The organism is Agromyces sp. NPDC055520 (genome assembly GCF_053619715.1).
Window position 1 is genome coordinate 33,081 of record NZ_JBSHJY010000027.1, and the last position, 10,768, is coordinate 43,848.

The following is a 10,768-nucleotide window of genomic DNA, read 5'->3' on the forward strand; positions in this document are numbered from 1 at the left end:
CGCGGGATGCGCACGATTCTGCGAATTCCCGCCAGAACACTGCGCGACACCCGGCGTAGCCTTGAAGGGTGACAGCGTTCGTCTCAGCCCTCGATCTCTTCTCGATCGGGATCGGCCCCTCGAGTTCCCACACCGTCGGCCCGATGCGGGCCGCACGGGCCTTCGCCGAACGACTCGCCGACGACGGCGTGCTCGATCGGGTCACCCGCATCACGTGCTCGCTCTACGGCTCGCTCGGCGCCACCGGCCTCGGCCACGGCACCCCCGACGCGGTCGTCGCGGGGCTCGCGGGCCTCGAGCCGCACGACTGCGACCCCGGCGAGGTGCGCGGCGCGTGGTCGGGTCTCGGTGACGACGGCGCCGAGGTGCGCATCGCCGGCACCCATGCGATCAGGATGTCTCGTGGCGACGTCGCCCTCGAACCCCGCACGCGCCTGCCCGGCCACCCCAACGCGCTCACACTGCAGGCCTGGGGCGACGACCCGCTGCCCCTCGCCGAGGACACGTACTACTCGGTGGGCGGTGGGTTCATCCGCCGCGATGGCGAGACGGCGTCCGAGGCCGAGGCGCTGCGACATCCACTGCCGTATTCGAACGCCGACGAACTGCTCGCGCTCTGCGAAGAGCACGGCGTCTCGTTCTGCGACGTCGCGCGCTACAACGAGGTCGCGATCCACGGCGAGCAGGGCATCGACGACGGCCTCGACGCGATCTGGGCGGCGATGGCCGAGTGCGTCGCGAACGGTCTGGCGGCCGACGGCACCCTGCCCGGCGGGCTGCGCGTGAAACGGCGCGCCGCGCTCGTGCGGCAGCGCCTCGAAGCGTACGACCGCGACGAACATGCCGGCGCCGCTCACCACCGTGACACCTCGACCGAGTGGCTGCACGCCTTCGCGCTCGCGGTCAACGAAGAGAACGCGTCGGGCGGCCGCGTCGTCACCGCGCCGACCAACGGCGCGGCCGGCATCCTCCCCGCAGTCGGTCACTACTACTTGAAGTTCGTGCCCGGTGCGGATGCCGCCGGCATCCGCCGATACCTGCTGACCGCCGCGGCGATCGCCTCGCTCGTCAAGAAGAACGCCTCGATCTCGGGCGCCGAGGGCGGTTGCCAGGCCGAGGTCGGCTCGGCGTGCGCGATGGCGGCCGGCGCGCTCTGCGCCGTGCTCGGCGGCACCCCTCGGCAGATCGAGAACGCGGCCGAGATCGCGATGGAGCACCACCTCGGCCTCACGTGCGACCCCGTCGGCGGACTCGTGCAGGTGCCCTGCATCGAACGCAATGCGATCGCCTCGTCGACCGCGGTCTCGGCCGCACGACTCGCACTGCACGGCGACGGCACGCACGTCGTCTCGCTCGACACCGTCATCGAGACCATGCGGCAGACCGGCATCGACATGATGACGAAGTACAAGGAGACGAGCGAGGGCGGCCTCGCCGTCAACGTCATCGAGTGCTGACGGCGAGGCGACCGTCACGTCGTGTCCCCCGATCGGGACTCTCGCGCGACGCGCCGCCGTCTGTCACGCTGGGCGGATGGACACCCCCGACCCGAACTCCCTCGACCTGCTCTGGGGCGCCGGCCTCATCGGCCTCATCATCGGCCTCGCGATCTACCTCGCGGTGCTCGGCCTCATGCTCTGGATCGGGTACCTGATCATCAAGGCCGCGGTGCGCAACGGCCTGCGCGAACACACCATGTGGCTCGAGAGCCGGCGCGGCCCGCTGCGCTGACCCCGGCGATCCCGGGCGTCCGAGTGACAGCCGAGTATGCGCCGGTGTCCCGGCCGGCGCATACTCGTGCTCGGTGCGCTCGGGTCAGCAGGCGCAGCTGACGCCATCGGCGACGGTAACGCCGCCGAGCCCCGCCTCCGCCACGTTCGTGAGCGGGTCGGCCGCGAGCTGCGCCGGCCCGTCGGCGGTGTCGTAGGCGAATCCCTCGCGCACCCAGTACTCGAAGCCGCCGAGCATCTCTTTCACGGGGTGACCGAGCAGTGCGAACTCGAGCGCGGCGTGCGTCGCCCCGTTGCATCCCGGCCCCCAGCAGTACACGACGACGGGTGTTCCCCGGGGGATCATCGTGGCCGCGTCGGTCGCGATGCGCCGCCAGGGCAAGTGCACCGCGCCCGGCACGTGACCCTGCGCCCACGAGGCCTCGCTGCGGGTGTCGACGAGCACGAAGCCCGCGCCCGGCTCAGCGCCATGCGCGGCGGCGGCGAGCGCAGCGGCGACATCCGAGACGTCCGCCTCGAAGCCGAGGCGACCGCGGAAGTGCGCGACCGCCGCGTCGCGGCCTGCGACGTGGGCGAAGAGGGCGGCTGCCGGTGCCGGCGCGGCTGCTGCAGCCGGGGGCCCGGCCGTGATCGTCTCGGTCATGTTCTTCACCCTGCCAGTCGACGGCGATCGACGGCAGGGCGGATCACGCCGTCGTGGCGCGATATCCCGCCAGTCGAGGTCGAAGTGCCCGACGGGCAGGATTCAGCCCGCGAAGAACGCGGTGACCGCGGCGCCGAGCGCCGCGAGGTCGTCGACGTGCGCGAGCTCGCGCGCCGAGTGCATCGAGAGCAGCGGCACGCCGACGTCGACCGTGCGGATGCCGAGCCGGGTCGCCGAGAGCGGCCCGATGGTCGAGCCGCATGGAATCGAGTTGTTCGACACGAACGCCTGCACCGCGACATCCGCTCGCCGACAGACCGCCGACCAGAGGGCCGCGCCCTCCGCATCGCTCGCGTAGCGCTGGTTGGCGTTGAGCTTCAGCAGCGGCCCGCCGCCGAGCGACGGCCGGTTCGCCGGGTCGTGCCGTTCGGGATAGTTCGGATGCACGGCATGGCCGGCATCCGACGAGACGATCCAGGATGCCGCGTACGCACGCCGACGCTCGACGTCGCCTGCCCCGAGCCCGGCGCCGATGCGCACGAGCACGTCGTCTAGGAACGGCCCGCTCGCGCCCGAACGCGACTCGGAGCCGAGTTCTTCGTGATCGAATGCGGCGAGCACGCTGACGTGACCGGCATCGACGGGCGCCGCGAGCAGGGCGACGAGCCCGGCGTAGACCGAGCTCAGGTTGTCCATGCGCCCAGAGGCGAACAGCGCATCGCCCAGTCCGAAGCGCTGCGGCGCCTGCGTGTCGGCGACGAGCACGTCGTGGCCGGCGATCCGTTCGGCCGAGATTCCGGCAGCCGCAGCCAGCACCTCGAGCACGTCGCCGGAGCCGCCCGCACCCCAGATCGGCTGCATGTGGCGCTGCTTGTCGAGGGTGAGCCCCTTGTTGACCTCGCGATCGAGGTGGATCGCGAGCTGCGGAATGCGCAGCATCGGGCCCGTGCGCACGAGGTGCGCGGCTCCGTCGTCGGTGACGATGCGACCGGCGAGTTCGAGCTCGCGGTCGAGCCAGGAGTTCAGGAGCGGCCCGCCGTACACCTCGACGCCCGCTTGCAACAGGCCCTCGGCACTCGAGCTCGGCTGGGGCTTCAGCTTGAACGACGGCGAATCGGTGTGCGCGCCGAGCACGCGGAACGGCGTCGTGGCGCCTGCCGACGCGGGCGCGACCCACGCGATGACGGCGCCGTCGCGCACCACCACGTGTCGGCCGCCGGCCGCCGGCCACTCGTCTCGCTCGTCGAGCCGATCGAAGCCTGCGGCCTCGAGTCGGCGCGCGACCTCGGCCGCCGCGTGATACGACGACGGCGAGGCGCCGACGAACTCCGCGAAGTCGGCGATGTAGGCGTCGGTGCGGTCGGTCTCGGTGCGTGATGCGGGCATCCCCCCATCCAACACCGACCGGCCCCGCGACGCGAACCCGCCGGCGCGCGCTATGCGAACCGCACGACCGCCTGCAGGCGCGAACGCACCTCCATGACCTCGGTGCCGCCGAGGTGCGCCGACCCCGGCAGCCCCTCGCGCACGGCACTCGCCAGCCGCGAGCGGCGCACGAGCGCGACCACGGCACCTCGGTTGGTGCCGCCGAGCTCGAGCGACTCCTCGGCGTGCTCGTCGGGCACGACGATGACGAGGGCGGTCGGCTTGACTTTGGCTGCACGTCCGATCGCCTTCGCGCGTGCGGCGAGCGCTCGCACCGGGCGTTCACCCGTGAGGGCGGCGCCGACGAGTTCGCCGCGCTTCATCGCGACGGGGCCGCCCCAGTCCTCCGACTGGATCGCGAAGAGCCCGGTCGGACCGAGCACGAGATGGTCGAGTTTCGGCGGCAGACCGTGGCCCGCGGCATCCGTCGCGACGTCGTGCCAGACCGTGTAGGCGATGCCGAGCGTCGACAGCGATCGCGCACTCGCCTCCTCGGCGAGCGCGTCGGCGAGCACATGACGGATGTCGCGGGGTGCACTTCGCACGAGGGCGGGGTCGTAGGGGTCGGCGAGGGTGACGCCTCGACCGGCCCATTCGCGGATCAGATCGAGATAGCGCTCTCGCGACAGCCCGCCGGGGTGGCCGTAGGTGCGCGCGAGCGGGCGCGAGTCCCGGCGCGGCGTCGGTGCTGCCGGCGCCCAGGCCTCACGGCTCGCCGCGGGGGTGCCGGTGGAGCCGCCGCGGGCGCCGCGGTCGAAGAGGGCACGCGCATCGGGAGTGCCGACGAGCTCCCACGCGAGCTGCACCGCGTGGAAGCGGATGACGTCGCCGCCCGTATCGGGGTGCGCGCTTCGAAGGGCGCGACGGTACGCGAGTCGCAGCGTCGCGTCGTCCGCGTCGGACGCGACGCCGAGCACCTCGTACGGTGAAGCGGAGAGCGGACTGTCGGGCATGGGCTCGCTTTCGATCTGCGACCACGAGAATACCGCGGTGCGGCTGTGCGCAGGTCTAGACTGCCGACCACAGGGGCTGCCCGCGCAGGCCCGCCGGGTCGTGAGAGAGGCAGAGAAATGCTGATCGACGTCAATTACTGGGCGGTCATCGTCGCCACGCTGTCGACGATGCTCGTGGGTTCGATCTGGTACACGCCGAAGGTGTTCGGCAACTACTGGATGCGGGTCGCGAAGGTCGACGACAGCGGCGACCGCGGCGCCGTCGGCCCGATCCTCACGACGTTCGTCGTGAGCTTCATCTCGGCGTGGGTGCTCGCGATCGCGACCCAGGTCGCGTGGCAGGCGCTCGGCGGCAACCACCTGCTGATGGCGATCACGACGGGCCTCATGCTGTGGGCCGGGTTCACCGCCGCGCGCTTCATCACGCACGACGTGTTCGAGGGTCGACCGCCGGGACTCACGATCCTGAACATCGGGCACGAGTTCGTGACCGTGATCGTGATGGCGCTCATCATCGGCGTGTGGCCGCCCGCAGGCACCGTCTGACGCTCAGTCGGCGAACCGCAGCATGCCGTCGTCGACGAGCGTGCGCACCGCCGGCAACAGCTCGGCCGCGAGCGCCGACTCGTCGACCTCGAGCAATTGTGCGAGCGCCGCAACGATCGCACCGACCGACAGCTCGCCGTCGCTCGCGCCCACGAGTGCGGCGAGCCCCGTGTCGAGGCTGATCGCGCGCCCGAAACCGCCGCCCTGACGCAGCAGCATCGCCGTCGGGTCGTCGTCGCCGGGCCAGTAGTGGCGCTCTTCCGTGACGTCGCCGGCGGCGGTGAACCGGGTCGCGGCGAGCGCCGCGGCGTCGAGGGCCGCCTGCCGGTCGTGGCCGGCGAGGCACTCGGCGAGGTGCGCGCCGAGTCCGGCCTCGTTCGCGCCGAGCGGGCCGTGCAGGCGCTCGAGCCGGGCGAGTCGGCCGACGGCGGCCGTCGGCTGAGCGGATGCCGCGGCATCCGCTCGTCGCAGCAGCACGTAACCGAAACCGACCTGCTCGACGCCGCGCGCGGCGAAGTCGTCGAGCCACGCGTCGTAGAGCCGGTCGAACTCCGCGGTGCCGGGCCGGGTGCCGCCGTCGCGGATCCACGTCTCGGCGTACTCGGTGACGTGCTGCACCTCGCGCTCGATCACCCAGTGCTCGAGCTCGCTCGCCCAGCCTCCGACGCGCTCGAGGCCGTCGGCCGTGCCGCTGCCGCTGCCGCTACCGCTGCCGCTGCCGCTGCCGGCACCGCGATACTCCCAGTTTCCGAGTAGTTGCGCGACACCGCCGGGCTCGAGGTGGTCGCTGGCGTCGCGCACGACGGCCTCGACGAGCGCGTCGCCCACCATGCCGCCGTCGCGGTAGTCGTACTCGGGCACGCCCTCGATACGCGGCGTGATGACGAACGGCGGATTCGAGACGATGCGGTCGAACCGCTCCCCCGCGACGGGCTCGAAGAGGCTGCCGAGGCGCAGCTCGACGCCCTCGATGCCGTTCAGCACGAGGTTCAGACGTGCGATCCAGAGCGCCCGCGCCGAGATGTCGGTCGCCACGATCTGCTCGGCGAACCGCGAGGCGTGCATCGCCTGAATCCCGCAGCCCGTGCCGGGGTCGAGCACGCGGCCGGCCGGAGTCGGCAGCATGAGCCCCGAGAGCGTCTTCGACGCTCCGCCGACGCCGAGCACGTGGTGCTCGCCGAGCGCGTGTCCGAGGGCGAGTTCGCCGAGATCCGAGACGATCCACCACTCGGCGCTGCCGTACGCGTCGGTGAACGCGTACGGGCGCAGGTCGAGCAGCGCGCGAACGGATGCCTCGTGGCCCGGTCGGCCCGCATCGCCCGCATCGCCTGCATCGCCCGAGTCGCCGACGAGACCGAGCTCGATCGCCCCGTCGACCCCGAGCGATGCGAGCGCCTCGGCGAGCTCGCCGCGCGGCACGGCGAGGCCGAGCACGAAGAGTTCGGCGAGCGTCGCGAGCCCGGCGGATGCCTCGTGCTCGCGCCTGCGGGCGTCGAGCACCCGCCGTGCAGGCACGCGTTCGCCCCGATGCAGGGCCGCTGCGGCGTCCTCGCCCCAGAGTTCATCGAGTGCTTCGACCGTGAAGTCCGCGGCGACGAGGTCGGCGCGGAGGCGACCGAGCAACTCGTCGGTGCGCGCCTCGTCGACAGCGGTGCGGGGCGACGATTCCGGCTCGGTGCTCATTCGTCCATTCAAGCGCACCCGATGCTTCGCAGGCTCAGCGCGTCGCGAGTTCACGCGGCGCGCACCATTCGATCAGGCGTTCGGGTCGATCGCGACGCGGCCGTCATCGACTCGTCATCTGGCGTACACGTCGGGTTGCGCTCTGTAACCCGCTCGTCACACGGTGGGTTTAGCGTTGATTACGATCGAAGAGAAGCGAGGGGAGGTGCGCATGGCGGAGTCGGCGACGCTCGAGCGGCTGCGTCAAGACGCACGCGACGAGCTCTCGGCGCTCATCGAGCTGCGCTGTCGCCTCGGCGAAGACCCGTGGGTGTTCCTGCCCGATCTGCCGTCGGTCGACGAACAGGTCGTGGCGACACTGCGTGAAGAGCGGCTGCACGCCGAGCGCTGGCGCACCGTGAGGGCACGCGCGTATCACCCCGCCGCACGCGACGGCGATGCCGCGAAGTTCGAATACGAGCTGCTGCGCGAGATCGCCCTCGAGCACCCCGAGCTCAGCTCGGCGGTGTGGTCGGTGCTCGACCGGGTGCCGTCGCGCTGGTGACCCGCTGCACGCGCATCCAGGTGATGAAGCCGAAGATCGTGAACAACCCGTAGAACACGTAGAGCAGCGCCGAGGCGTAGTAGCCCGCGCTGATGAGCAGCGGCACGCCGACGATGTCGACGGCGACCCAGATCAGCCAGAACTCCGTCCATCCCTTGGCCATGCCCCAGGTCGCGAGCAGCGACCCCATGAAGATCCACGCGTCGGCCCAGACCGGCTCGAACGAGCCGAGTGCGCGGAAGATCGGCGTCAGCACGAGCGTGCCGCCGACGAGCGCCACTCCGAGCAGCACGCGCGCCTTCGCACTCGCCCATCTCGGCTCGACCGCGGTCGCGCTCACCTGACGGTGCTGCGACCAGCGCACCCAGCCGTAGATCGACACGGCGATGAACATGAGCTGTCGCCCCGCCTGGCCGAGCAGGTTCACGGGGTTCGGCGTCTCGAAGAGGGCGCCCATGAAGACCGTGAAGAGCAGCGCGTTGCCGACGATGCCGACGGGCCACGCCCAGACCTTGCGACGCAGGCCGCCGAGCGCGCTCGCGAGCCCGAACAGGTTGCCGACGATCTCGCGCCAGAGGATCACCTGGTCGCCGATCACGAGCTGGGCGTCGAAGAGCCACTCGATGGGATTCATGCGCGTGCACGCGAACGGCGCGTGACGAGCAGGGCGATGAGCCGCCACCCGAGCAGCAGCAGTGCGAGCGTCAGCGTCGCGACCACGATGAAGGCGAATTGCGTGCCCTGCCCGCTGGTGACGCGCAGCAGCATGCCCCCGGCGACGGTCACGACCCAGATGATGACGCCGGTCGGCCAGACGGCGAGCGGATGCCGCCATGCCCGCGCCGCGAGCCAGCCCACCGCGAGCGCGACGAGAAACGGCCAGGCTGTGCCCGCGATGCCCGCGAGGTCGAGCCCCTCGGCATGGCTGCGCCGACCGATCGAGACGAACGCGACGACGAGCACCGCATCGAGCGTCGCCGCGATCGCGATCGTGCCGGTTCGGGGCTGCCCAGGCTGCGTCATGCTCTCATCGTAGGAGCATCGCCGCGTCGGCGACGGGCAGTGCGCAGACGAACGCCTCGCAGCGGTAGGCGACCGCCGCACCCGATGGCGCGGTGCGGCCCTCGAACAGCGAGAATCCTGCCGCGGCGAATTCGCGCGCCTGCCGCTCGTCGACGATCACGGCGACGGATGCCTCGTGCGCCCGTGTCGCCGCGACGAGCGCCTGCTCTTCGGGCATGACCCCTGAATCACCCTCACCGCCGCGAACCGGCACGACCGTGACGAGCTGCACGACGGGCGCCACGAGCCGAGCCATGAGCGCGAGTGCACCGCCGAACGCGAGCGGCCGCTCGACCGCGAGCCCCGCCACAGCGCTCATCGCCTGCTCGGCGGCCGCACGGTACTCGTCCCCGGCGCCCAGCAGATACAGGCGCCACGCGGCATCCGCGCAGGCGGTGAGCCCCGACGGCGCCGAGCCCTCGGCCGGGTCGTCGGGCAGCGCGAGGCCGCGGGCTCGCAGCACGGGGTCGGTGCCGCCCGGTGCCGCGAACGGCAGTCGGGCGCCCTCGTCACCGGCCCCGGCCGCTGCCGATGCCGCCGCCGCCGCCATCGCCGCATCCACGAGGGTGCGCGCCGTGACGGCGTAACCGGCCTCGCCGGTCACTGCTGCGAGCTCGAGCAGGCCGCCGGCGAGCATGCCCGTGTCTTCGAGGGCTGCGACGGCCGTCGAGACCTGCCCATCGAGCGAGGCGCGCACGAGCAGAGTCTCATCCGTGCCTGCGGCGGCGGGGCGCAGGTGCGTCGTGAGCAGCAGTTCCGCGGCTCGCCGCGCCGCCGTGACCGAGACCGGGGCATCCCGCACGAAGCCGTGCCGCGCGAGCGCACCGATCGCAAGCCCGTTCCAACCGGTCAGCACCTTCTCGTCGAGCGCCGGCGGTTCGAGGCGAGAGCGCCCGTCGGCATCCTGACGGTAGTACCCGCCCTCACTCCGCCGCCCGCCGATCACGCTCTCCGAATCCTGAGCGCTCGCGAACCCGCCGTTCGGCAGTTGCATCGTTTCGATGAGGAACCGGGCGGCGCCGTCGGCCACCGACGCCGTGTGCTCGTCCTCCGGACGCAACCGCACGAGCTCGGTCGCCACCCGAACGAGCAGCGCGTTGTCGGTGAGCATGCGCTCGTAGTGCGGCTCGCTCCAATCGGCGCGCGTCGCGTACCGGAAGAATCCGCCGTCGACCGGGTCATGCAGCGGCGAGGCCCCCATGAGCCGCACGGTGCGGGCGGCGAGCGATCGACCCGGCTCCCCTGCCGCGATCAGGAATTCGAGTACCGGCGCGACCGGGAACTTCGGTGCGCTTCCGAAGCCGCCGTACACGCGATCCTCTTGCTCGGCGAGGGCGGCGACGGCAGCCTGCAGCGTCGCGTCACCGGGCAGCGCACCTTCCGTGCGCACAGTGGATGCCGCGGCCAACGCCTCGGCGACTGCAGACGCCGTCTCATCGAGCTGCGGCCGGCGGTCACGCCAGGCGCCGGCGACCGCCGCGAGCACCTGACTGAACGAGGGGATCCCCGGCATCTCACTCGGGGGAAAGTAGGTGCCGGCATAGAAGGCACGCCCGTCGGGCGTCGCGAAGAGGGTGAGCGGCCAGCCCAGTTGGCGGGTGAAGGCCGAGGCGGCCGCGAGATAGCTCGCGTCGACATCGGGGTGCTCCTCGCGATCGACTTTGATCGCGACGAAGCCGTCGTTCAGCAGCGCCGCGATCGCCGGGTCGCTGAAGCTCTCCCGCGCCATCACGTGGCACCAGTGACAGGTCGCGTACCCGATCGAGATGAACAGCGGAACGTCCCGCTCCTGCGCCGCGACGAACGCCTCCTCACCCCACGGGTACCAGTCGACCGGGTTCGACGCATGCGCGCGCAAGTACGGGCTCATGGCTTCGGCGAGACGACTGCCCATGCACCCCACACTAGTGATCCGCGACGACCGCGCCCTGAAACGCGAAAAGGCCGCCCCGTGGGGCGGCCTTCTGCGACTCGATCGTGAATCTGCCGTCGGTGGCAGGGCCTCGCCGATCAACAGACGCATGAACCAAGACAGGCGCATCAACCAAAGAGAGCCGCCCAACCTTGGGCGGCTCTCTTCGAAATAATGTCCGGCGGTGTCCTACTCTCCCACAGGGTCCCCCCTGCAGTACCATCGGCGCTGCGAGTCTTAGCTTCCGGGTTCGGAATGTGTCCGGGCGTT

At 71.5% G+C, this 10,768-nt stretch carries 11 protein-coding genes and 1 rRNA gene; 4 read left to right on the forward strand and 8 right to left on the reverse strand.

Going from position 1 to position 10,768, the window contains the following annotated elements:
* Positions 1 to 68 precede the first annotated feature (68 nt).
* Together ACWGST_RS11775 and ACWGST_RS11780 are read left to right on the forward strand one after the other, a co-directional pair.
* Positions 69 to 1,457, forward strand: a complete 1,389-nt coding sequence (locus tag ACWGST_RS11775; protein ID WP_452046851.1) for an L-serine ammonia-lyase — start codon at positions 69 to 71, stop codon at positions 1,455 to 1,457.
* Between the two features lie 76 nt (positions 1,458 to 1,533).
* Positions 1,534 to 1,731 (forward strand): hypothetical protein, encoded by a 198-nt coding sequence (locus ACWGST_RS11780; RefSeq protein ID WP_452046852.1) that lies wholly within the window; start codon positions 1,534 to 1,536, stop codon positions 1,729 to 1,731.
* An 84-nt stretch (positions 1,732 to 1,815) separates the two neighbouring features.
* On the opposite strand, the gene ACWGST_RS11785 is transcribed toward ACWGST_RS11780, so the two are convergent.
* The 3 genes from ACWGST_RS11785 to ACWGST_RS11795 all read right to left on the reverse strand — a co-directional run bounded on the left by ACWGST_RS11785 (position 1,816) and on the right by ACWGST_RS11795 (position 4,751).
* On the reverse strand, positions 1,816 to 2,373 hold the full coding sequence (locus tag ACWGST_RS11785; protein WP_452046853.1) for a rhodanese-like domain-containing protein: 558 nt from the start codon (positions 2,371 to 2,373) through the stop codon (positions 1,816 to 1,818).
* A gap of 102 nt (positions 2,374 to 2,475) precedes the next feature.
* Positions 2,476 to 3,759, reverse strand: a complete 1,284-nt coding sequence (locus ACWGST_RS11790) for a M18 family aminopeptidase (RefSeq protein ID WP_452046854.1) — start codon at positions 3,757 to 3,759, stop codon at positions 2,476 to 2,478.
* A 50-nt stretch (positions 3,760 to 3,809) separates the two neighbouring features.
* Complete coding sequence (locus ACWGST_RS11795; protein WP_452046855.1) at positions 3,810 to 4,751, reverse strand: J domain-containing protein; 942 nt, start codon at positions 4,749 to 4,751, stop codon at positions 3,810 to 3,812.
* Between the two features lie 117 nt (positions 4,752 to 4,868).
* Here ACWGST_RS11795 and ACWGST_RS11800 point away from each other — a divergent pair, with 117 nt between their 5' ends.
* Positions 4,869 to 5,297, forward strand: a complete 429-nt coding sequence (locus ACWGST_RS11800; protein ID WP_452046856.1) for a DUF1761 domain-containing protein — start codon at positions 4,869 to 4,871, stop codon at positions 5,295 to 5,297.
* A gap of 3 nt (positions 5,298 to 5,300) precedes the next feature.
* On the opposite strand, the gene ACWGST_RS11805 is transcribed toward ACWGST_RS11800, so the two are convergent.
* The gene (locus tag ACWGST_RS11805; RefSeq protein ID WP_452046857.1) at positions 5,301 to 6,980 is read right to left on the reverse strand and encodes a DUF7059 domain-containing protein; all 1,680 of its coding nucleotides are present in this window, start codon (positions 6,978 to 6,980) and stop codon (positions 5,301 to 5,303) included.
* A 175-nt stretch (positions 6,981 to 7,155) separates the two neighbouring features.
* On the opposite strand from ACWGST_RS11805, the gene ACWGST_RS11810 reads away from it, so the two are divergent.
* Positions 7,156 to 7,524, forward strand: a complete 369-nt coding sequence (locus tag ACWGST_RS11810; RefSeq protein WP_452046858.1) for a hypothetical protein — start codon at positions 7,156 to 7,158, stop codon at positions 7,522 to 7,524.
* On the opposite strand, the gene pnuC is transcribed toward ACWGST_RS11810, so the two are convergent.
* From pnuC to rrf, 4 genes are all read right to left on the reverse strand, one after another.
* The gene (gene pnuC / locus ACWGST_RS11815) at positions 7,475 to 8,158 is read right to left on the reverse strand and encodes a nicotinamide riboside transporter PnuC (protein ID WP_452046859.1); all 684 of its coding nucleotides are present in this window, start codon (positions 8,156 to 8,158) and stop codon (positions 7,475 to 7,477) included. The genes ACWGST_RS11810 and pnuC overlap by 50 nt on opposite strands.
* Entirely contained in the window at positions 8,155 to 8,547 is a 393-nt protein-coding gene (locus ACWGST_RS11820) for a DUF3054 domain-containing protein (protein WP_452046860.1), read from the reverse strand. The genes pnuC and ACWGST_RS11820 overlap by 4 nt, the downstream gene beginning before the upstream one ends.
* A 4-nt stretch (positions 8,548 to 8,551) precedes the next feature.
* A complete protein-coding gene (locus ACWGST_RS11825) occupies positions 8,552 to 10,480 on the reverse strand; it encodes a thioredoxin domain-containing protein (protein ID WP_452046861.1) in 1,929 nt (642 codons plus the stop codon).
* A gap of 194 nt (positions 10,481 to 10,674) precedes the next feature.
* Positions 10,675 to 10,768, reverse strand: a 5S ribosomal RNA gene (rrf, locus tag ACWGST_RS11830); the annotation flags it as partial.

Bases quoted from the DNA above. Each gene is read 5' to 3' on its own strand.
- ACWGST_RS11790 (WP_452046854.1), bottom strand. From the start codon at position 3,759: ATGCCCGCATCACGCACCGAGACCGACCGCACCGACGCCTACATCGCC.
- ACWGST_RS11825 (WP_452046861.1), bottom strand. From the start codon at position 10,480: ATGGGCAGTCGTCTCGCCGAAGCCATGAGCCCGTACTTGCGCGCGCAT.
- pnuC (WP_452046859.1), bottom strand. From the start codon at position 8,158: ATGAATCCCATCGAGTGGCTCTTCGACGCCCAGCTCGTGATCGGCGAC.
- ACWGST_RS11785 (WP_452046853.1), bottom strand. From the start codon at position 2,373: ATGACCGAGACGATCACGGCCGGGCCCCCGGCTGCAGCAGCCGCGCCG.
- ACWGST_RS11805 (WP_452046857.1), bottom strand. From the start codon at position 6,980: ATGAGCACCGAGCCGGAATCGTCGCCCCGCACCGCTGTCGACGAGGCG.
- ACWGST_RS11820 (WP_452046860.1), bottom strand. From the start codon at position 8,547: ATGACGCAGCCTGGGCAGCCCCGAACCGGCACGATCGCGATCGCGGCG.
- ACWGST_RS11780 (WP_452046852.1), top strand. From the start codon at position 1,534: ATGGACACCCCCGACCCGAACTCCCTCGACCTGCTCTGGGGCGCCGGC.
- ACWGST_RS11795 (WP_452046855.1), bottom strand. From the start codon at position 4,751: ATGCCCGACAGTCCGCTCTCCGCTTCACCGTACGAGGTGCTCGGCGTC.
- ACWGST_RS11800 (WP_452046856.1), top strand. From the start codon at position 4,869: ATGCTGATCGACGTCAATTACTGGGCGGTCATCGTCGCCACGCTGTCG.